This window comes from Cupriavidus sp. FW305-F7, assembly GCF_058782875.1.
In genome coordinates this window covers 197,080-218,192 of the sequence record NZ_JBYSYC010000005.1, presented here as the reverse complement: position 1 = coordinate 218,192, position 21,113 = coordinate 197,080, and the positions used below count along the sequence as shown (strand labels likewise).

General features: G+C 67.4%; 20 protein-coding genes. 11 read left to right on the top strand and 9 right to left on the bottom strand.

Features of this window, described 5'->3' with window-relative positions; genetic code table 11:
• Nucleotides 1–161: 161 nt before the first annotated feature.
• The 7 genes from AC3WL8_RS07100 to moaA all read left to right on the top strand — a co-directional run bounded on the left by AC3WL8_RS07100 (nt 162) and on the right by moaA (nt 7,131).
• Nucleotides 162–1,601: a cytochrome ubiquinol oxidase subunit I gene (locus AC3WL8_RS07100; protein WP_492378058.1), complete on the top strand. Its 1,440-nt coding sequence runs from the start codon at nt 162–164 to the stop codon at nt 1,599–1,601.
• 13 nt (nt 1,602–1,614) lie between these two features.
• Nucleotides 1,615–2,622 (top strand): cytochrome d ubiquinol oxidase subunit II, encoded by a 1,008-nt coding sequence (gene cydB, locus AC3WL8_RS07095; RefSeq protein ID WP_013953109.1) that lies wholly within the window; start codon nt 1,615–1,617, stop codon nt 2,620–2,622.
• Nucleotides 2,622–2,759 (top strand): DUF2474 family protein, encoded by a 138-nt coding sequence (locus tag AC3WL8_RS07090; RefSeq protein ID WP_153953539.1) that lies wholly within the window; start codon nt 2,622–2,624, stop codon nt 2,757–2,759. Before cydB ends, AC3WL8_RS07090 begins: the two co-directional genes overlap by 1 nt.
• 4 nt (nt 2,760–2,763) lie before the next feature.
• Nucleotides 2,764–4,854, top strand: a complete 2,091-nt coding sequence (locus tag AC3WL8_RS07085; RefSeq protein ID WP_492378057.1) for an FUSC family protein — start codon at nt 2,764–2,766, stop codon at nt 4,852–4,854.
• On the top strand, nt 4,841–5,053 hold the full coding sequence (locus tag AC3WL8_RS07080) for a DUF1656 domain-containing protein (RefSeq protein WP_013953112.1): 213 nt from the start codon (nt 4,841–4,843) through the stop codon (nt 5,051–5,053). Before AC3WL8_RS07085 ends, AC3WL8_RS07080 begins: the two co-directional genes overlap by 14 nt.
• Nucleotides 5,050–5,883: an HlyD family secretion protein gene (locus AC3WL8_RS07075; RefSeq protein WP_153953536.1), complete on the top strand. Its 834-nt coding sequence runs from the start codon at nt 5,050–5,052 to the stop codon at nt 5,881–5,883. The genes AC3WL8_RS07080 and AC3WL8_RS07075 overlap by 4 nt, the downstream gene beginning before the upstream one ends.
• Before the next feature lie 147 nt (nt 5,884–6,030).
• Complete coding sequence (gene moaA / locus AC3WL8_RS07070; protein WP_492378056.1) at nt 6,031–7,131, top strand: GTP 3',8-cyclase MoaA; 1,101 nt, start codon at nt 6,031–6,033, stop codon at nt 7,129–7,131.
• Between the two features lie 24 nt (nt 7,132–7,155).
• Here the strand turns inward: moaA and AC3WL8_RS07065 are convergent, their stop codons facing one another.
• The 7 genes from AC3WL8_RS07065 to AC3WL8_RS07035 all read right to left on the bottom strand — a co-directional run bounded on the left by AC3WL8_RS07065 (nt 7,156) and on the right by AC3WL8_RS07035 (nt 14,980).
• Nucleotides 7,156–7,422 carry a helix-turn-helix domain-containing protein gene (locus tag AC3WL8_RS07065; RefSeq protein ID WP_010814452.1) on the bottom strand — a complete coding sequence of 89 codons (267 nt, stop codon included), beginning with the start codon at nt 7,420–7,422 and terminating at the stop codon, nt 7,156–7,158.
• Nucleotides 7,409–8,863, bottom strand: coding sequence for an aminotransferase-like domain-containing protein (locus AC3WL8_RS07060; protein ID WP_211981556.1), 1,455 nt, complete (start codon nt 8,861–8,863; stop codon nt 7,409–7,411). The genes AC3WL8_RS07065 and AC3WL8_RS07060 overlap by 14 nt, the downstream gene beginning before the upstream one ends.
• Before the next feature lie 63 nt (nt 8,864–8,926).
• Complete coding sequence (locus AC3WL8_RS07055) at nt 8,927–10,138, bottom strand: molybdopterin molybdotransferase MoeA (RefSeq protein WP_492378055.1); 1,212 nt, start codon at nt 10,136–10,138, stop codon at nt 8,927–8,929.
• Nucleotides 10,132–10,977: a formate dehydrogenase accessory sulfurtransferase FdhD gene (fdhD, locus tag AC3WL8_RS07050; protein ID WP_153953533.1), complete on the bottom strand. Its 846-nt coding sequence runs from the start codon at nt 10,975–10,977 to the stop codon at nt 10,132–10,134. Before fdhD ends, AC3WL8_RS07055 begins: the two co-directional genes overlap by 7 nt.
• Nucleotides 10,978–11,134: 157 nt before the next feature.
• Nucleotides 11,135–11,581, bottom strand: a complete 447-nt coding sequence (locus AC3WL8_RS07045) for a phosphate-starvation-inducible protein PsiE (RefSeq protein ID WP_153953532.1) — start codon at nt 11,579–11,581, stop codon at nt 11,135–11,137.
• 16 nt (nt 11,582–11,597) lie between these two features.
• Nucleotides 11,598–13,925 (bottom strand): FdhF/YdeP family oxidoreductase, encoded by a 2,328-nt coding sequence (locus tag AC3WL8_RS07040; protein WP_492378054.1) that lies wholly within the window; start codon nt 13,923–13,925, stop codon nt 11,598–11,600.
• Nucleotides 13,926–14,071: 146 nt separating this feature from the next.
• The gene (locus AC3WL8_RS07035) at nt 14,072–14,980 is read right to left on the bottom strand and encodes a LysR family transcriptional regulator (protein WP_114130786.1); all 909 of its coding nucleotides are present in this window, start codon (nt 14,978–14,980) and stop codon (nt 14,072–14,074) included.
• 155 nt (nt 14,981–15,135) lie between these two features.
• Between AC3WL8_RS07035 and AC3WL8_RS07030 the strand changes: the two genes are divergently transcribed.
• Entirely contained in the window at nt 15,136–16,317 is a 1,182-nt protein-coding gene (locus tag AC3WL8_RS07030) for a M20 aminoacylase family protein (RefSeq protein WP_492378053.1), read from the top strand.
• A gap of 26 nt (nt 16,318–16,343) precedes the next feature.
• The gene (locus tag AC3WL8_RS07025) at nt 16,344–17,354 is read left to right on the top strand and encodes a tripartite tricarboxylate transporter substrate binding protein (RefSeq protein WP_492378052.1); all 1,011 of its coding nucleotides are present in this window, start codon (nt 16,344–16,346) and stop codon (nt 17,352–17,354) included.
• Here AC3WL8_RS07025 and AC3WL8_RS07020 read toward each other — a convergent pair.
• Complete coding sequence (locus tag AC3WL8_RS07020) at nt 17,279–18,148, bottom strand: dienelactone hydrolase family protein (RefSeq protein WP_492378051.1); 870 nt, start codon at nt 18,146–18,148, stop codon at nt 17,279–17,281. The two genes, AC3WL8_RS07025 and AC3WL8_RS07020, sit on opposite strands and share 76 nt — an antisense overlap.
• Before the next feature lie 81 nt (nt 18,149–18,229).
• Entirely contained in the window at nt 18,230–18,730 is a 501-nt protein-coding gene (locus tag AC3WL8_RS07015; RefSeq protein ID WP_228772340.1) for a helix-turn-helix transcriptional regulator, read from the bottom strand.
• A 121-nt stretch (nt 18,731–18,851) separates the two neighbouring features.
• On the opposite strand from AC3WL8_RS07015, the gene AC3WL8_RS07010 reads away from it, so the two are divergent.
• Together AC3WL8_RS07010 and AC3WL8_RS07005 are read left to right on the top strand one after the other, a co-directional pair.
• Nucleotides 18,852–19,808 carry a chromate resistance protein ChrB domain-containing protein gene (locus AC3WL8_RS07010; protein ID WP_492378050.1) on the top strand — a complete coding sequence of 319 codons (957 nt, stop codon included), beginning with the start codon at nt 18,852–18,854 and terminating at the stop codon, nt 19,806–19,808.
• 24 nt (nt 19,809–19,832) lie between these two features.
• Complete coding sequence (locus AC3WL8_RS07005; protein ID WP_153953528.1) at nt 19,833–21,035, top strand: chromate transporter; 1,203 nt, start codon at nt 19,833–19,835, stop codon at nt 21,033–21,035.
• Nucleotides 21,036–21,113: the final 78 nt, after the last annotated feature.

Here is a 21,113-nt window from a genome sequence, read left to right as displayed (position 1 = left end):
CTTTGCGGCGCCTGGCGAGCGCTTCTTCCGGCTCTGCAAACTGAGCTTTAGCGGTTCTGCAAGAACTGTATCCTTCGCGGGCAGGCTGTACTCCTTACGCTTGTCCGTAGTGTCGCGCGACACGCCGTCGTGCCGGCGGCAACCCCACGGAGAGCACATCGATGCACGGACTCACAGCCCTGGAGCTCGCTCGAATCCAGTTCGGATTCACGGTTTCCTTTCATATCTTATTTCCCGCCATCACGATCGGGCTGGCATGTTTCCTGGCGTTCCTGGAAGCACGCTGGCTCTACACCAAGGACACGGTGTACAGGACCCTGTACCAGTTCTGGATCAAGATCTTCGCGTTGAACTTCGGCATGGGGGTCGTTTCCGGCCTGGTCATGGCCTATGAGTTCGGCACCAACTGGTCTGGCTTCTCGCAGTTTGCGGGGAGCGTCACCGGACCGCTGCTGACCTACGAGGTGCTGACCGCCTTCTTCCTGGAAGCGGGCTTCCTGGGCGTGATGCTGTTCGGCTGGAACCGCGTCGGGCCGGGGCTGCATTTCTTCTCGACGGTGATGGTGGCTCTCGGCACCATGATTTCCTCCACCTGGATCCTGGCGTCGAACAGCTGGATGCATACGCCGGCCGGCTACGTCGTCGTTGCCGGCAAGGTGGTGCCCACCGACTGGCTCGAGGTGATCTTCAACCCGTCGTTCCCCTACCGCCTCACGCACATGGTGATCGCCGCGCTGCTGTCCACGGCACTGTTCGTGGCGGCATCCTCGGCCTGGCATCTGCTGCATGACCGCGCCGTGCCCGCCGCCCGCAAGATGCTGTCGATGGCCCTGTGGATGGTACTGATCGCGGCGCCGATCCAGGCGGTGGTGGGCGACGCCCACGGCCTGAACACGCTGGAGCACCAGCCCGCCAAGATCGCGGCGATGGAGGGGCACTGGAACACCGCCGCCAGGGATGACAAGGGCGGCTTCCCGCTGATCGTCTTCGGCATCCCCGACATGGAACGCGAGGAAACCCGCTACGCCATCGAGATTCCGCGCCTGGGCAGCCTGATCCTCACGCACAGCCTTGACGGCCAGATCCGCGGCCTGAAGGACTTCCCCAGAGAAGACCGCCCCAATGCCACGGTGCTGTTCTTCACCTTCCGCGTCATGGTTGGGCTGGGCGTGGCGATGATCCTGTTCGGCCTGCTGGGTTGGGTGCTGCGCCGCAATGGCGCCTTGTACCGGTCCAAGGCCTTCCTGCGCCTCGCGGTGGTGATGGGCCCCGCCGGCCTGGTCGCGCTGCTGGCCGGCTGGATGACCACCGAGATCGGCCGCCAGCCGTGGGTGGTCTATGGACTGCTGCGTACCCATGATGCCGTTTCCGCGCATGCCGCCGGCCCGGTGGCGCTGTCGCTGGCGTTGTTCGTGGTGATCTACTTCGTCTGCTTCGGCGTGGGCATCCGCTACATGCTCAGGCTGGCCAGCGCCGGCCCCGCCCCCGACGCGCACCCGCACGATGAGCCGTCCTACGGCCCCGGCAGCGTCGTTCCCGCCGCCATCGCCGCGGCTTCCACACCCAACCCGATGGCCCCGCACGGCCAGCGCGAATCCTGAACAGGTGATCAACATGGGTATCAACCTTCCCGTTATCTGGGCCGCCCTGATCTTCTTCGGCGTGATGATGTACGTCATCATGGACGGATTCGATCTTGGCATCGGCATTCTCTTCCCCTTCGTCGGCGACCGTCATGACCGCGACGTCATGATGAACACGGTGGCGCCGGTCTGGGACGGCAACGAAACCTGGCTGGTGCTGGGCGGCGCGGCGCTGCTGGGCGCCTTCCCGCTGGCCTACTCGGTGCTGCTCAGCGCCTTCTACCTGCCGCTGATGTTCATGCTGATGGGGCTGATCTTCCGCGGCGTGGCCTTTGAATTCCGCTTCAAGGCCAGCGACCGCAGCCGCCCTTACTGGGATGCCGCGTTCACGTGGGGATCGGTGGTCGCCGCCTTCTTCCAGGGCGTGACGCTGGGCGCCTATATCGACGGCATCACCATGGAAGGCACCACCTTCACCGGCGGCGCGCTCGACTGGCTGGCGCCGTTCCCGATCTTCTGCGGCGTGGGCGTGGTGATTACCTATGCCTTCCTCGGGGTCACCTGGCTCATCATGAAGACCGAGGGCCGCCTGCAATGGACCATGCTGCGCGTGACCAACGTGCTGACCGGCGTGATGCTGGCAATGGTCGCCGCGGTGAGCGTGTGGACGCCGCTGACCCATCCGGAGATCGCGCAACGCTGGTTCGCGCTGCCCAACCTGTTCTTCTTCCTGCCGGTGCCGCTGCTGGTGTTGTTCTCCGCCTTCGGCATCTACCGGTCCCTGCGCAACCACCCGAACGTGTCGCCGTTCCTGTACGCGCTGCTGATGATCTTCATGGGTTATACGGGGCTTGCCATCAGCATCTGGCCCAATATCATCCCGCCGTCGATCTCGATCTTCGACGCGTCGTCGCCTCCGCAAAGCCAGGGCTTCGCGCTGGTCGGCACCCTGTTTATCGTGCCGATCATCCTGGCCTACACCTCCTGGTCCTATTACGTGTTTCGCGGCAAGGTCAAGCGCGGGGAGGGGTACCACTGATGGCCGGGATCCTGCATTCGCGGCTGGCGGCGCGCCTGGGCTGGCTGCTGGCCCTGTGGCTGGCAGGGGTCGGCACGGTCTTCGTCTGCGCCAGCCTGATGAAGCTGCTGATGCGCGCGGCTGGGCTTGCCAACTGAAGCCATGCCGTCCTCAAGTCCGCTCTCACGCCCCGCGCTGCCCGCGCGCACCGCCGGCGTGCTCGACACGCTCGCGGCAGCCTGGGCGCGACGCGCCGACCTTGCACCCTGGCTGCATTCGCTGAAGGTGTTCGGCGCGGCAATGCTGGCGCTCTACGTGGCGCTGGCGCTCGGGCTGCCGCGGCCCTACTGGGCCATGGCCACCGTCTACCTGGTGTCCAGCCCGCTGGCCGGCGCCACCTATGCCAAGGGCACCTACCGCGTCTTCGGCACGCTGCTGGGCGCCGTGTGCGCGGTGGCGCTGGTGCCCTGGCTGGTCGACGAGCCCATGCTGCTGATGGCCGCGATCGCGTGCTGGACCGGCACCATGCTCTACCTGTCCTTGCTGGAACCGGCGCCGCGCAACTACATCTGCCTGCTGGCCGCCTATACACTGCCGATCGTGGCGCTGCCGACGGTCACCAACCCGGCCACCGTCTTTGACGTGGCCCTCACCCGCATCGAGGAAATCATCATCGGCATCGTCTGCGCCAGCGTGGTCAGCGCTGTGGTCTTTCCCTCGCGCACCACGCCGGCGCTGGCCGCACGCGCGTCGGCGTGGCTGGACCATGCCTCGCGCTGGATCACCGACGTGCTGGCCGCCGGTGCCAGCGCAGGCCAGCGCCATGACAGCTTCAGCCTGCTGGCCGCCGATATCCTCGCAATGGAAACCCAGCTGGCCCAGCTGACCTATGAAGCCGACGGCGCCCTGACCCTGCGGCGCGCACGTGCCCTGCACCAGCGCATGACGGCCCTGCTGCCGCTGGTGCTCGCGCTGGCCTATGCCGCCAGCGCCTTGCGCCGGCATCCGGCGGGCATGCCTGACGCCGTCGCGCAGCGCATGCGCGCCACGCTGGCCTGGATCGCCGGCGACGCCGGTGCGTCCCGGCCCCCGCCTTCCTGGTACCCGGCAGGCAGCACGCCGGCCGCACCCGCGGACTGGCATGCACGGCTGGTCGCGGCGACCTGCACTTACCTGGATGAACTGGGCGATCTCTGGCAGGACTGCCGCCTGCTGCAGGCCAGCCTGCGCCAGGGCGGGAGCGAGCCCACCGCGCTGCGCTACCGCGTGGAACCCGCCGGGCAGGCCCGGCACCATGATCACGCGCAGCTGTTGTTCCGCGGCGCTACCGCCGGCTCGGCCACCTTCGTCGCGGGCCTGCTGTGGATGGTGTCGGGGTGGGTCGATGGTGCCGGCCCGGTCGGCCTGGCCGCGCTCGCCAGCTGCTTTATCGCCACCACCGCGGAGCCGCGGCTGATGGCCGGCCGGGTGATCGCGTGGAGCATCGGCTGTGCCTTGCTGTCCTGGTACTACCAGTTCGTGGTGCTGCAACTGGCCCATGACTTTGGCTCGCTTGCCGCCCTGCTGTGCGGCCCCTACCTGGTCATCGGCGCCATGACCACGCAGCCGCGCAACGCGCTGTTCGGCGTGTTGCTGGCGGTCACGGCGGCGTCGTTCCCGGGCCCGCAGCACCTGACCGCCGCCAGTTTCGCCGGCATCTTCAACAGCAGCCTGGCGAGCCTGGCGGCGCAGGTGTTCGCGGCCTTGTGGGCAGTCCTGATGCAGCCCTTCGGCCAGCAACTGGTGGCCTACCGGCTGGCCAGGGCCAACTGGAACGAGATCGCGCTGGCGGCGCACCCGCGCGCGCCGGTCAACAGCGCGCGGCTGCGCGGCCGCATGCTGGACCGGCTGCTGCGCCAGTGGCCGCCATTGACCCGCCGCAACAATGCCAGCGGCAGGCAGGCCGGCAGCGCCGTTGCCGACTTCCTGGTCGAATCAGCCGCGCTCGCGCTGCGGCGCGTCCCGGCTGGCGTGCCCGCGCCGCGCCGCCGGGCCGTGGAGCGCGTGCTGGCAGGGGTCGCACGCCACTACCGCCAATGCGCGCGCACCGGCCATGCTAGCCCGCCCGCGCCGGCGCTGGCCGCGCACATCGACGCGGCCTTCGCGGCGCTGACCACGACGGCCCATGGCAGCCCGCGCACCGCGCTGGCGGCACTGGCCACCCTGCGGCTTGCCCTGCATCCGCATGAAGGAGATCACCATGCACGCCACTGAGTTCGACCTGTACGGCGTGTTCGTGCCAGCCACCGTGGTGTGGATGCTGGCCGCCTTCGCCGTGACCGCCGGCGTGCGCGTCGTGCTCGCCCGGATCGGCTTCTACCGCATCATCTGGCACCGGTCCTTGTTCAATTTCTCGCTCTATATCCTCGTACTGGGCGCGATCGTCGCGCTCGTCTGGCAGGCCCCATCATGATTCGCAAACTTTCACTGCTCGGCCCCGTTGCGGTGACCTTGGCGGCCGTGGTCGCCGCGGCGCTGACCGCCTGGCATTTGTGGCAGTACTACACCGAGGCGCCCTGGACCCGCGACGGCCATGTGCGCGCAGAAGTGATCCAGGTCGCGCCGGATGTCTCCGGCCTGGTCACGGCCGTGCTCGTCGGCGACAACGCCCGGGTGCAACGCGGCCAGGTCCTGTTCGTGGTGGACCAGGACCGCTTCAGCCTGGCCCTGAAACAGGCGCAGGCCGAGGCCGCTTCGGCGCGCGCCGCGCTGGCACTGGGCCGGCGCCAGGCGTCGAACGCGGCCGGCGTTGCCGCCCTGGCCGCCGCGCAGGCGCGCATCGACGAAGCCGATGCCGCGGTGGACGTGGCCAGGCTGAACCTGGCCCGCTGCCGCGTGACCAGCCCGGTCGACGGCTATGTCAGCGACCGCCTGCCGCGCGCCGGCGACTTTGCCACCCGCGGCAAGCCAGCCCTGTCGGTGGTGGCCAGCGGCTCGCAGTACGTGGAGGGCTATTTCGAGGAAACCAAGCTGCCCGCGATCCGCGTCGGCAGCGCCGCCGAAGTGCACATCATGGGCCAGCGCACCCCCTTGCGCGGACATGTGCAGAGCATTGCGCCCGGCATCGAGGACCAGGACCGCGCCATCGGGCCGAACATGCTCCCCAGCGTCAACCCGACCTTCAACTGGGTGCGCCTGGCGCAGCGCATACCGGTGCGCATCGCGCTGGACCAGGTGCCGGCCGGGGCCCACCTGATCGCCGGCCAGACCGCGACGGTGCGCATCCGGGCGCCGCGCGAATGAGGCGCCCAATTCAGCCGCACCGGTCCCGCCGGAACTGTTCTGCTTCCGCTCCTGCCGATTTGTGCGCCTGCCGGGCGGCCATCGGTTCGTACCATGGATGGCATGGCATGCGCCATGCCCTACCCCATTGCCCCCGGGAGATTCGCCATGCAAGCAGCGCTTGTGCAAAAAATGCCCGCCGCCCGCAGTTTTGAGGCGCCCGAGCCGGACCACGCATCACCCGCCTGCCGGGACCAGCTGGGCCGTCCGCTGCGCGACCTGCGCCTCTCGGTGATCGACCAGTGCAACTTCCGCTGCACCTACTGCATGCCCAAGGAGCGCTTCGGGCGCGACTATCCGTTCCTGTCGCCTGAGCAGCGCCTGTCCGATGCCGAATTGCTGTGCATCGTGCGCGCCTTTGTCAGCCTGGGCGTTGAGAAGGTGCGCCTGACCGGCGGCGAGCCGCTGCTGCGCAAAGGCATCGAGTCTCTGGTCGAACGCATTGCGGCCATGCGTACCCTGGAGGGCCGGCAGGTGGAAGTGGCCATGACCACCAACGGCAGCCTGCTGGCCCGCAAGGCGCGTTCGCTGCGCGACGCGGGCCTGGGCCGGGTCACGGTCAGCCTGGACAGCCTCGACGACCAGATCTTCCGCGCCATAAACGATGTGGATTTCCCGGTCGGCCGCGTGCTGGAGGGCATCGACGCGGCCATCGCGGCGGGCTTGGCGCCAGTCAAGGTCAACTGCGTGGTCGAGCGCGGCACCAACGACGCGCAGGTGCTGCCGCTGGTCGAACACTTCCGCGGCAGCGACGTCACGCTGCGCTTTATCGAATATATGGATGTGGAAGGCCCGAGCGGCTGGTCACAGTCGCGCGTCGTCCCGTCCGACGAGATCCGCGGCATGGTCGAACGCGCGCATGCGCTGCTGCCGGTCACTCGGCGCGACGGCGAAACCGCCAGCAACTACCTGCTGGCCGACGGCAGCCTGAAGGTGGGCTTTATCTCCAGCGTTTCGCACCCATTCTGCGGCGATTGCACCCGCGCACGCGTTTCGGTCGACGGCCGGCTGCACCTGTGCCTGTTCGCCACCAGTTCCGTCGACCTGCGCCAGCACCTGGGCACCGCCCACCCGGATGAAGCCGTGGCGGACGCGGTCCGGCAAGCGTGGCAGGCCCGCGGCGACCGCTACTCTGAGCTGCGCGCTGACCGGCTGGCCAGCGGCAAGCGCCAGTACCCGACGGTGCGCATGTCGCTGGTCGGGGGCTGAGCCGCGGGCGCGGCTCCCGGTCACTCAGTCAGGATTCGGGAAGGCCTGCGCGGCAAGCTCCGCGCCGGCTGGTGTCAGGCTCGCGTGACCGCGGCCTTCCTCGTCGATCGCCACGTCCGCCAGTCCGGCGGCCTGCAGCTGCGTCAACACGCGCCGCAGCACGCTCATCGGCAGTTGTGCCCGCTTCGCGATCTTGGCGAGCGACCAGGGGCTGCCGCCACCCTCGCGCCCAGCCTGCCACAGGACCTGGAGCGCCGCGACCATGGCGGGATCGATGTCAGCGTCTTGCATGCTCTTCCTCTACGCGTTCCCGGCTGCGTGCCAGCAGGTGCTGTGCGATTTTGCCCAGCGTCTGCACGGCGGACTCGATGCCGGGCGTCCATTCCGAGCTGTAGTTCAGCCGGATGCAGTTGCCGTAAGTGGCCCCGGGCGCAAACATATGCCCCGGCGCAACGGTGATGCGGTGCTCCAGCGCGGCGTGGTACATCTCCATCGCATCGATGCCCTCCGGCAACTGCACCCACAGCACATAGCCCCCCGCGGGGCGCGACGTGGTGGTGCCGTCCGGGAAGAACCTGCGCACCGCGGCGGCCATGATGCTGGCCTGCTGCGCATAGGCCTTGCGCACCCGCCGCAGGTGGAAGTCGTAGCCGTCGTTCTTCAGGAACTCGGCAATCGCCAGTTGCGGAATCGCCGGCGTGGTCAGCGTGTTGAGGAACTTGAGTCGTTCCACGGCCTCGCGGTAGCGGCCCGGCAGCGCCCAGCCGATCCGGTAGGCATTGGTCAGCGTCTTGGAGAACGACGAGCAATGCAGCACGATGCCGGCCTTGTCAAACGCCTTCAATGAACTGGGATGGGCCTCGCCGTAATAGAGCTCGCCGTAGACGTCGTTCTCGATGACGGGGATGTCCTTCTCGGTCAGCATGGCCACCAGCGCGCGCTTCTTCTCATCGGGCATCTGGAAGCCGAGCGGGTTCTGGAAATTGGGCATCACCATGCAGGCAGCCACGCCCTTTTCATCGATCAGCCGCGCCAGCTCGCCGATGTCGATGCCCTCCGCCGGATCGGTCGCCACCTCGATGGCGCGCATGCCCAGCCGTTCGATGGCATGGAGCATGGCGTAGAAGGTCGGCGACTCCACCGCGATGGTATCGCCCGGCCTGGCCACCGCCTGCAGGCAGAGGTTGATGGCCTCGGTCGCGCCGATGGTGACGATCACCTCGTTCGGATCGATGGCGTAGCCGTTCTCCAGGTAGCGGCGCGAGATCTGCCGGATCAGCTCGGGGCTGCCGGGCGGCAGGTCGTCGAGCATGGTCCACTTGGCATAGCGGCGCGCGATGTTGTTGGCGTACTGGTTGATGCGCTGCCACGGAAACAGCGAAGGGTCCGGATAGGGCGAACCGAGCGGCACGGCATCATCGGAACGGATCGAGCGCAGCGTGGAAAGCACCAGCGCGCTGACGTCCACCGCCGAGGGCTTGGCACTGGGCCTGGACGGGCGCAGCTCGAACACCGGCTCGCCCGGCCGCGCGCGCACAAAGTAGCCGGACTGCGGCCGGCTTTCGATGATGCCGCGGCTCTCCAGCAAGACGTAGGCCCGGATCACCGTGGTGATGCTCATGCGGTGGTGCTGGCTGGTCTGCCGCACCGAGGGAATCCGCTCGCCGGGCAGCAGCACGCCCTGTTGCACCAATGCCTCGATGTCCGCAGCCAGTTTTTCATATAGTTTCACGCTGCGCTCCCCTTTCCCTTGCGCCCCGTCGGTGCCCGGACCGGCCACCTTGCCGGGCCGCCGTCAGCTGAGCCAACGATGGAGATCATAGTACGGCAGGGGCACATTTTGGAGCTGTCCGGCACATTGGGGTTCGACCCGCACAAAGCCGCTGGCCTGGCCGAGCGCCGACACCGAGGCGGCGCCCTGCTGTGCATTGACCTGCACGAAACTCTCGCGGCCGCCGAGGTTGCCGATTTCGCCCACGCGCCAGAAGGCATCGCCCCGGTGCGGGCGCGTGCCGGCCAGCGCCGCCCTGACCCGGCCTACCGGTGGGAACAGCTCGGCGCGCCCCTGCAGGCGGCGCAGCAGCGGCGTCACCAGCAGCGCGAAGGTGGCATAAGCTGCCGCCGGATTTCCCGGCAGGCACACCACGGGCTTGCCGCGCAGGCGCCCCACCGTGACCGGCTTGCCGGGCTTCATGTTGACGCCACGGCAAAGCAGCTCGCCGCCCGCCGAAGCCAGCGCCGCCGCGACCAGGTCGCGCTGGCCGACCGAGGCACCGCCGGTGACCAGCACCAGGTCGGCGTCGGCGGCAAGTTCCCGCAGCATGTCGTGCAAGGCGCGCTCGTCGTCCTGCACGTGGCGGTGGCAACTGACCACGGCGCCCATCGACTGCACCAGCGACTCGAGCATCGGGCCATTGACGTCATGCACCTGATACACGTCGCGCGGCTCGTCGTGCGCCGCCACCTCGTCGCCCGAGGTCAGGATAGCCACCTCCACCAGCCGGCAGACCGTGGCCTCTGTCAGTCCCTGCGACGCCAGCGCGGCAATATGCCCCGCATGCAGCAGGGTTCCTGCCGACAGCAACAGGTCGCCCCGGCGGGCGTCCTCGCCCTTGCGCCGGATATGCTGGCCCGCCACGGGTGCGCGCGCGCAGACCACACCGCGATAGGTCTCTTCGGCATCTTCCAGCGCGACCACGGCATTGGCGCCGGGCGGGATCACGCCGCCGGTGTAGATGCGGATGGCCTGGCCGGGCAACAGCGGCTGCGGCTGCGTGCCGGCGAAGACGACCTGCTGCAGCGGCAGGCAGGCGCCCTCGCGACAGTCTTCGCAGCGCACCGCATAGCCGTCCATGGCGCTGCGGTCCGCCGCGGGCGTATCCATGACCGCGGCCACGTCGCCGGCCAGCACGCGGCCAGTCAGCAAGCCCAGCCACACGGTTTCGGTCTGCCGCACGGGCTCCGCGCACATCGCGAAGACCGCCTGCGCCTCGTCAAAGTTCAGCATGCTGCGTCTCCGCGGCTGGCGTCCAATGCGGCGCCGGTATAGTCGACATAACCATCCTGGCGGCAGAAGCTGAGCAGGCGCAGGCCGGCCTGCTCGGCGATGCGGATCGCCAGCGAGGTCGGCGCCGAGATCGTCGCCAGCATCTGGATATTCATGCGCGCCACCTTGCGCACCAGTTCATAGCTGGCGCGGCTGGACAGCAGCACGAAGCCGTCGTCCATCGCCATGCGCTGCATCGCCAGGTGGCCGATCAGCTTGTCCAGGCCGTTGTGGCGGCCCACATCCTCGAACACATGCAGGATCTCGCCGCCCGCACCGCACCAGGCCGCGGCGTGGACGCCCCCGGTAGCCTGCATCAGCCGCTGGTGCGACGGCAGCGCCGCGACGGCGCGCTCGATCATCTCGCGCGACGGCGTCAGCCGGGTGGCCGGCTCGGGCATGCGCGCGGGCTCCAGGTCGAGCAGCTCGATGCTCTCGATGCCGCAGACGCCGCAGCCGGTGCGCCCCGCCAGCGCGCGCCGGCGGGCCCGCATGGTGGCAAAGGCGTGTTCGCTGATCTCCATCTGTACCTCGGCGCCGTGCGCGTGCACGCGCACTTCCAGGTCGTGGATCTCCGCATTGCGCCCGACGATGCCCTCGGTCAGCGAGAAGCCGACCGCGAATGCCTCCAGGTCCAGCGGCGTGGCCATCATCACGGCGTGCGAGATGCCGTTGTACACCAGCGCCACCGGGAGCTCTTCCGCCACGTTGTCCGTGGCCGGCTGCACCACGCAGTTCTTGTGCCGCACGATGCTGCGCGCTTCATAGCCTGAGTGTTCAACCAGTTCGGTGCATTGCATGGGGGTCTCGCCAAGATGGATGCCGCGCCGGCACAAGGCCGGCGCTGGTCGGGAGTGATCGGGTCTGTTGGGAATGATGGTAGGCGCGGACCGCCCCGTACGAGGCGTACAGTTGCGCCGATCGCCGGCATCTACAGATGCCGTCGCGCTTCGGGCTTCACTCGCCGGCGCCGGCTTCCCTGTCGTCGTTGCTGGGGAAGCGGTATTGCCCGTAGCGCAGGATCAGCACGCCGAAGGCCAGCATGACCACGCCCGCGCACAAGGCCAGCATGTGGAACTCGGTGGACTCGTTGAAGCGCAGGATCAGGTCGCGCGCCAGCGACACCATCGCGATGTACAAGGGGAAGCGCACGGGCAGCTGGCCCAGCCTCAGGTAGCGCACCACCATCGCCAGCACCTCCAGGTACAGGAACATCAGCAGCAGGTCGGTGATCGAGAAGACCCCCATGGCCGCGACCTTCCAGCCTTCCTGTGCCATGGCAAAGGTCGTGGCCAGGCCGATCACGACCAGGCCAGCCAGTTCCACCATGCCCAGGAAGGATTCCACCCGGGCGCGCACGCGGCTCTGGCCCGGCCGGGCGCCGGGGCTTTTGTCCATGTTCATGGCTGTGCTGGCGCGGTCAGGCCGCCGCCGCGGGCTGCCGACGGGACGGGGTCAGCAACACCGGCACCGACTTCGACGTGGGCGTGCCGCAGCCATCGCCAGTGCTTTCCAGCGGCACCAGCGGATTGGTCTCGGGGTAGTACGCCCCCAGGCAGCCTTGCGGGATGTCGTATTCGACCAGCACGAAGTCCTCGACCTGGCGCTGCACGCCGTCGTCCCAGACACTGGTGATGTCCACGTGCTGGCCCGCCTTCAGGCCAAGCCGCGCCAGGTCAGCGGGGCTGATGAAGACCACCCGGCGCAGGCCGAACACGCCGCGGTAGCGGTCGTCCAGGCCATAGATCGTGGTGTTGTACTGGTCGTGCGAGCGCGTGGTCATCATCACCATCAGCTTGTCGCCATACTTCTGGCGGGCCCGGCTGATGGGGGTGTCCTTTTCGATGCGGTTGACCAGGAACTGCGCCTTGCCCGACGGCGTATGCCAGACCCGGTTGCATGCCGCCGGCGTCAGGTGGAACCCGCCCGGCACCGCCACGCGCTCGTTGTAGCTCTCGAAACCGTCGATCACCTGCTCGATGGCGTCGCGGATGCGGGCATAGTCCTGCGCATACCAGAGCCAGTCGATCTTCTGCGAGCCCAGCGTGGCGGCCGCCATGTGCGCGACGATGGCAATCTCCGACAACAGGTGCGGCGACGCCGGCGCGTTCATGCCGAAGGAGATATGGACCATGCAGACCGAGTCCTCGACCGTCACGCCCTGCGCCACGCCGTCCTGCTGGTCGATCTCGGTGCGGCCCAGCGTCGGCAGGATCAGCGACTCCTTGCCGTGCACCAGGTGGCTGCGGTTGAGCTTGGTGGCGATATTTACGGTCAGGTCGCACTGGCGCAGGGCCTCGAAGGTGCGCGGCGTATCCGGCGTGGCGGTGGAGAAATTGCCGCCCAGGCCGACAAAGACCTTGACCTTGCCCTCGAGCATCGCCGAGATGGTGTGGACCACGTCATACCCGTGCTTGCGCGGCGGCTCGAAGCCGAAGGCGGCCTGCAGGCGGTCCAGGAATTCCTGCTCAGGCTTCTCTTCGATACCCACCGTGCGGTCGCCCTGCACGTTCGAATGCCCGCGCACCGGCAGCAGCCCCGCACCGGAGCGCCCGATGTTCCCGCGCATCATCATCAGGTTGGACAGGATCTGCACCGTCGGCACGGAGTGCTTATGCTGCGTCAGGCCCATGCCCCAGCAGGCGATCACGCGCTTGCCCCTGGCGTAGACCTGGGTCAGCGCATCGATATCTTCCTGCGACACGCCCGACTCGGCGACGATGTCGGCCCAGCTTTCCGCGCGCAGGTCTTCGATGAAGTCGCGGAAGCCGATGGTGTGCTCGCGCACGAAATCCACGTCGATCAGGCGCTCGCGGCCGTGCCGGATGGCCTCTTCGTCGAGTTCGTCCAGGCGCTTGGCCATGCCCTTGATCAACGCAAAGTCGCCGCCCAGCTTGGGCTGCACGAACATCGAGGCGATCTTGGTGCTGGAGCCGGTGAGCATCTCCACCGGGTGCTGCGGGCTGGTAAAGCGCTCCACCCCGCGTTCGCGCAGCGGGTTGATCGACACAATGGCGGCGCCGCGCCGCGCGCACTCGCGCAGCTCGCCCAGCATGCGCGGATGGTTGGTGGCCGCGTTGTGGCCGAACAGCAGGATGGTGTCGGCATGCTCGAAATCATCCAGCACCACGGTGGCCTTGCCCACGCCGATGGTCGGCGGCAGGCCCCGGCTGGTGGCCTCGTGGCACATGTTCGAGCAGTCGGGGAAGTTGTTGGTGCCATAGGCTCGCACGAACAGCTGGTAGAGGAAGGCGGCCTCGTTGCTGGCGCGCCCCGACGTATAGAATGCGGCCTGGTTCGGGTCCGGCAGCGCGCGCAGGTGGCGCCCGATCAGCGCAAAGGCCTCGTCCCAGGCGATCGCACGGTACTTGTCGGTCTGCGCGTCATAGACCATGGGGTGCGTCAGCCGCCCGTGCTGCTCCAGCTCATAATCGGTCTGCGCCATCAGCGACGTCACCGTGTGCTGCGCAAAGAACTCAGGGGTCACGCGCATGCTGGTGGATTCGGCGGCCACGGCCTTGACGCCGTTCTCGCAGAATTCAAAGGTGGAGGCGTGCTGCCGGTCCGGCCAGGCACAGCCGGGGCAGTCGAAGCCATCGGCCTGGTTCTGCTTGAACAGCATCTTGTACTTGCCTCCGGCAACCTTCTCCTTGATCAGGTTGATGGCAACGTACTTCAGCGCACCCCAGCCGGCAGCGGGGTGGGTGTAGGGGGCGATGTGGCCTTTTTCAGGGGTCGGGGAGCTCATTGGCGTGGTCCTGTAACGACGGGGGCGCTGTCCGGCGGGCTGCGCTGAATCGAAGGGGGCCGGATCGTTGCGGTGTCACCAGATTAGATTTCCCGGGTGCCCACGGGTACATACAAACAGGCGCTCCCCCGGGGAGCACAGTTGCTTCAGACCAGCGGGAACGCCTTCACCAGGTGCCGCAGCAAGCTGTCAGCCACCGGCGACAGGTGCCGGCCGGTCCGGGTGATGATGTGGATGCGGCTATTGTTCAGGATGGGATTGGCCAGCGGCAATGACACCAGCTGCCTGAACTGCGGCTCCTTCAGCGCCACCGAGCGTGCCGTCATGATGTAGCCCAGCCCCATCGCTGCATATTCCCACAGCACCTTGAACGAGTTGGTCACAAGCATCGGCTTCAGGGTGACGTGCTCGTCCAGCTCCGCCGCCTGGATATGCTTGCGCACACCGAACGATTCCGTCAGCGCCGCTCCCTGGTGCGGCGCCAGGTCCGCGAGCGTCAGCGCGCGGCGCCTGCGCGCCAACGGATGGTCCTTGTGCACATGCACGCGGATCGGCGACAGCCTTGAATAGTGCGAGCGCAGGCGCACATCGTCGGGCGGCTGAAAGACAAAGCCGATATGCGCCAGGTCCTCCAGGATATGCCGCACCGTTTCATCGGTGCCGGCCACCTGGATGCTGCAGCTCACGTCGGGATGCTTGCGCAGGAAGCCCTGCAGCACGGGCTCTAGCACCAGGTCGACGAAGCCTTCGCCAAAGACCAGCTCCACGTGGCCACGCCGGGCATTCTTCAGGTTGTTGACCTCGGCAAGGAAAGTATCGTTCAGGTCCTGCTGGCGCCGGGCAAACAGCGCCAGCAGGCGCCCGGCATCGGTGGCGACAACACCCCGCCCGCGCCGCTCAAGCAAAGTCAGCCCGGTATCCTGCTCCAGTTTCGCCACGGCGCGGCTCACCACCGACGGATCCAACTCAAGCACCTCGGCCGCGCCGCGCACAGTGCCGGTCTCGATGATCTGCAACAGGCACAGCGCGCGCTTGCGGTCCAGCACATCTTCCATGTCTTCCTCCTCTGGCTCGCGGCGCCGGCCCAGGACGGCAGCGCGCGGATTCTTCTAATGTTGCAAATTATGCAACGTTTCGCTCTTACCATTGTCATGGTTTCGGCAAGCGCATGCGTGGAGAATGCGGTGGACGACCACGCTCCGATACCGCCATGAACCAGGCCCCGCTTGCCGATCTGCACCAATCCATCCAGACCCTGTCGCCGGAGTTCGTTGAGATCCGCCGAAAGATCCATGCGCACCCCGAACTGGCCTTTGAAGAGCGCCGGACCAGCGACCTGGTCGCCGGGCGGCTGGCGGCATGGGGCTACGAAGTGCATCGTGGCATGGGCACCACCGGTGTCGTGGGCAGGCTCAGGAAGGGGCAAGGCAGCAAGGCGCTGGGCATCCGCGCCGACATGGACGCGCTGCCGATCCAGGAGAAGACCGGCCTGGACTACGCCAGCACCATCGCCGGCAAGATGCACGCCTGCGGCCATGACGGGCACACGGCGATCCTGCTGTGCGCCGCCAGGTACCTGGCCGAGTCCGCCGATTTCAATGGCACGCTGAACCTGATCTTCCAGCCGGCCGAAGAGAACGAAGGCGGTGCGCTGCGCATGTTGGAAGATGGGCTGTTCGAGCAATTCCCCTGCGACGAAATCTATGCGCTGCACAATTCCCCGGGCCTGCCGGTCGGCCAGATCGGGGTCATCGCCGGCCCTGCCATGGCCTCGTTCGACCGCGCCACGGTCACGCTGCGCGGCCGCGGCGCCCATGGCGCCATGCCCCATCATGGCATCGACGCCATGCAGTGCGCCGCCAGCATCGTGCTGGGCCTGCAATCGATCGTCAGCCGCGAGATCGATGCGCTCAAGTCGGCGGTCATTACCGTCGGCTCCATCCAGGCCGGCACCACCTACAACGTCGTGCCCGATAGCGCAACGATCAAGATCGGCGTGCGCACGCTGGACCCGCAGGTGCGCACGCTGGTCGAGGCGCGCATCAGCGAATTTGTCGCCGCCCAGGCCCAGAGCTTCCGGCTGCAATCCGAGGTCGTCTACGAACGCAAGTACCCGGTGCTGGTCAACCACGACGCGCAGACCGAGCGCGCGCGCCGGGCCGCGATCCGGCTGGTGGGCGCGGACAACGTGGTCGAGCGCCCGCCGGTGATGGGCAGCGAGGACTTCGCCTACATGCTGGAGCACCGGCCCGGTGCCTACATCCGGCTTGGCAACGGCCTGGGCGAAGATGGCGGTTGCATGGTCCACAACCCCCTGTACGACTTCAATGACAAGGCTCTGCCTGTCGGTGCCGCATTCTGGGCACACCTGACGCAAAGCTATCTGGTTTGAACAACAATTCCCCGGGGACATCCGCCATGGCTTCACTGAACCGCCGCCGCTTCCTTCAATACGCCGGTCTTTCCGCCGGCACCTCCGTGCTGGCCGGCCTGCCGGCCTTTGCCGCAGACAACTTTCCCGCCAAGTCGCTGTCCCTGGTGGTCCCCTACCCGGCCGGCGGTGCCAGCGACACCTCTGCCCGCATCTTCGGGGAATCCATCGGCAAGAGCGTCAGGCAGCAGGTGATCGTCGAGAACTACGGTGGCGGTACTGGGCTGATCGGCGCCAACAAGGTGCTGGGCGCACCGGCTGATGGCTACACCTTCTTCCACGGGTCGATCAACGAGGTCTTCCTGGCCCCCATGCTCAACCCGGCGGCGCGCTACAAGCCGCAGGACTTCCAGCTGGCCGCACCCATCAGCGACGCCAACATCGTGCTGCTCGTCAGGAACGGCATTGCCGTCGATACCCTGGACAAGTTCCTGGACTATGCGAAGCAAAGCAAGGGAAAACCGCTGACCTACGCCACGGTCGGCATCGACTCCATCTATCACCTCATGGGCGATGCCCTCGCTGCCCGGCTCGGCGTGCCCTTCCTGCACGTGCCGTACAAGGGCGGCGCACCGGCGCTGCAGGGCCTTGCCGGCGGTGAGGTCGACTTTGCCATCCTGCCTTACCAGTCCAGTTTCGACAGCATGCAGCAACAGGGCCGGCTGAAGGTGCTAAGCAGCTTCGCCAGGGCTCTGCCCCCGGCACTCAAGCATATTCCGCTGATCTCGCAAAGCCGGATGGTGCCCGACTTCGAGTACTCGATCGGCGGCGGCTACTTCGTCAGGCAGGGCACGCCCGCGAGCCGGGTGGCGGTACTGCGCAAGGCGATTGGCGAAGCCCTGGCCAAGCCCGAGATCCGGGCCAAGCTGGAAGCCGAGGGACGTACGGTCGCACAGCCGATCGACAGCCAGGAGCAGGCGAATCAGGTCTTCGACCAGTACCTGGGACGTGTCACACAACTGATCCGGAACGTGGGCCGCAAGACCAACGCGTCCTGAAGGCTTGTCGCAGCAGGCGCCTGAGCTGGCCGGTCAGGCTGCCTTGGGTGACACACCTGGGGCGAGCCGTTCGGCCAGGAAGGCCTGCATTGCCGCCCAGGACCGGCGGTCCGCCGCCGCATCATAGGCAATGCCACGTTCCGGAAGATTCGCCCCTCGAACGTGAATGCGTGCCGGGCATGGCCATAGGCATGTAGCTGCCAGTCCGCGCCGGCGCCGGTCAGTTCCCCTGCAATGCCGAGAACGTCGTTCGGCGGCGCGACCGGGTCTTCCCAACCATGCAGTAGCAGGATGCTGGAGGTGATGGGTGCTTGCGGGCCGATCCGCGGCGCGTGGAGCACCCCGTGAAAGCTGACGGTAGCCAGAAGGTTTGGCGGGGCCGCGCGCGCCAGATCCGGGGCGCACAGGGCGCCGAAGCAATACCCGAGCGCGGCCATCCGGTGCGCATCGACTCCGGGAAACCTGGTGGCCGCATCGAACCCGGCCAACAGGCGCCGGCGAAACAGGCGGCGATCGGCCATCATCGGGCCCATGAGATGCGCGTTGTCTCCCAGCTCGTCACCACGGACGCCCTTGCCGTACACGTCTGCGGCAAAGCCGATGTAGCCCAGTGCCGCGAGCTGGTCGGCGCAGCGGCGCATCGCGGCGTTGAGTCCACTCCATTCATGGGCCAGCAGCACGCACGGCGTGCGTTGCGCCAGCCCGGCGGGCCGCGCTACATACCCTTCGAAGACAGTCGTGCCATCCGTGTACTCGACCAACGATCGTTCCAGCGGCAGTTTCCCGGCGTCCATAGCATGCTTCTTTCGAGCCGCCAGCATGCGGCAGGCTGGGAGCGCTGTATTGAACGTTTGGGACGCCAGGTGCTTGCGTCGTCAGAGATAGAAGGCCGGGGCATCGTCTGGCAGGCGTCCGAAGTACTCGGCAAGCGGCGATGGCCCGTTGCGCGCATAGTCGCCCGGCGTCTGGGCCAGGCGCCGTCGCCAGCTCCGGATCTTATGCGGCTGATCGCTATAGCCCGACAGCGCGTCGCCCTCGCCGCGTTGCACGGCCTGGATGCTGAACTGCAATCGCTCCAGGTCCATCAACTGCTTGGGGCCAAGGCCAAGGTGCCGCTCGAACCAGCGGTTCAGCTGGCGCCGGTTGACGGCGGTCAGGCTGGCGACTTCCTGCACCTGCCGTCCCTGGCGCAGCAGCGCATGCGCCGCCCTGATCGTCGCCAGTTCCGCAGGCGGCCGGATAGCCGTCATGCGCTGCAGCAACCACGCGTCCAGCTGGCAGGCAATCCGCGCCGGCGTCCAGGCGGCGCTCAGGTCGGCGCTGAGCGCGTGGGCCGCGCCATCCCCAAGGTATCCGGCCAGGGCATTTAATAGCACTACCGGCACTAGTTGACGGTGTGGCCGCCGCGGCGCGCCTTGTGATAAAGGCACTCACAGATGAATTTGTAGAGATCGCTACATAGTTGATCAACACTCTACAAATACTTAGTATCGGCCCATGGAACCAGCTCCGGAACTGTGGACCCTCCTCGTCATCAGCCTGCCAACCAAGGGCGCTACTGCCCGGATGCGCATCTGGCGAGCCCTCAAGGCACTAGGCTGCGCTGCATTGCGCGACGGCGCCTATCTGTTGCCGACGGCAAGCGCGCAAAGCGCTCAACTGCGCGACCTGGCCGATGAAACCATCCAGGAAGGCGGCCAGGCCTGGCTGCTGAACGTGCGCGCGCAAGATCCGGCGGAGGCTCACGCCTACCGGACACTGTTTGACCGCACGGCCGACTACGCCGGCTGGCTGGCCGCCCTCTCCGAGGACCGCAAGGGCTTGTCCGGCCAGGATGAAGCCGGGATCGCCCGCCTGCTGCGCCGGCACGGCCGTGCCTTTGATGCCATCGCCGGGACCGACTTTTTCCCCAACGACGCCTCGGCCAACGCCGCCTTGCAATGGCGGGACTTCAACAGTGCGGTCGAAACCCTGCGCTCGCCAGGCGAGCCCCAGCCTGCAAGCGGCGGCATCCCGCGCCGGGATCCTGCCCAATACCAGGGGCGCGACTGGGCAACGCGGCGCCACCTGTGGGTGGACCGGGTTGCCTGCGCGTGGCTGATCCAGCGTTTTATTGACCCGCATGCGCGCTTCCTGTGGCTGGAGCATCCCGCGGACTGCCCGCATGACGCGCTGGGTTTCGACTTCGACGGCGCCGCCTTCACGCATGTGGGCGACAAGGTTTCATTTGAGGTGCTGCTGGCCAGCTTCGGGCTGGACGCCGACCGCGGACTGGCCCGCCTGGCCAGCATGGTCCACGCCCTGGATATCGGCGGGGCCCAGGTGCCCGAAGCCAGCGGCTTCGAAGCCGTACTTGCCGGCGCGCGCGAGCACCTGGCGGATGACGACGCACTGCTGGCCGAAATCGGCCGTACCCTGGATTCCCTTTATGTGCATTTTTCCGGAAAGCGATAGCACCATGCCCCTGAGGTCCACGACATGAGCAACGTCTCGCAGGCCCCAACCCCTCCGGCCGCACTCACGGAACGGCCGCACTACACCCTCTGGCAGCTGGTCGGCTACATGCTGCGCCTGGGTACGCTCGGCTTCGGCGGTCCGGTGGCGCTGGCCGGCTATATGCATCGCGACCTGGTAGACCGGCGCCAGTGGATCACCGACGCCGACTACAAGGAGGGGCTGGCCCTGGCACAGCTGGCACCTGGCCCGCTGGCCGCGCAACTGGCCATCTACCTGGGCTATGTCCATTACCGGATCGCGGGCGCGACGCTGGTCGGGATCGCGTTCGTGCTGCCGTCATTCCTGATGGTGCTGGCGCTGGGCTGGGCCTATGTGCGCTTTGGCGGCCTGACGTGGATGCAGTCCGTGTTCTACGGCGTCGGGGCCGCGGTGATCGGCATCATTGCGATCAGCGCGTACAAGCTCACCACCAAGAGCGTGGGCAAGGACCGCCTGCTGTGGGCGATCTACCTGGTACTTGCCGCGGTCACGGTGGTCACCGAATCCGAAATCGCGTGGATGTTCCTCGCGGCCGGGCTGCTGGTGTGGTTCTGGCGCGCCCCGCCCAAATGGCTGCGCCAGGGCGGCCTGCACGCGGCCGCGGCGACACAGCTGCCCCTGGCCGGCGGCGTGGCCGGCGCCATTGACTGGCCCCTGCTGGCGCAGATTGCCGTGTTCTTTGCCAAGGCGGGCGCATTTGTGTTCGGCTCGGGGCTGGCCATTGTGCCGTTCCTGTACGGCAGCGTGGTCACCGACTTCCATTGGCTCAATGACAAGCAGTTCGTGGATGCCGTGGCGGTGGCCATGATCACGCCCGGCCCCGTGGTGATCACCGTTGGCTTTATCGGCTACCTGGTGGCCGGCTTTCCGGGCGCGTCGGTTGCGGCGCTGGCCACCTTCCTGCCGTGCTACCTGTTCACCGTCCTGCCGGCCCCCTACTTCAAGAAATACGGCAAGCTGCCCGCCATCCTAGCCTTTGTCGATGGCGTGACCGCTGCCGCGGTGGGAGCCATCACCGGCGCGGTGATCGTGCTGGCCAGGCGTTCGATCGTGGATGTGCCAACGGTGCTGCTGGCGCTTTGCACGGTGGCGCTGCTGCTCAAATTCAAGAAGCTGCCCGAACCCGTGATCGTGGCCGGCGCCGCGCTGATCGGCCTGGTGGTCTATCCGCTCATGCATCATTGAGGGGGGTGCCGCGCCGAGTCTATGAGATCGCTTTGCGGTCTCGGGCGCGCAACCGGCCCACTGCCCTGGTGGCCGAAG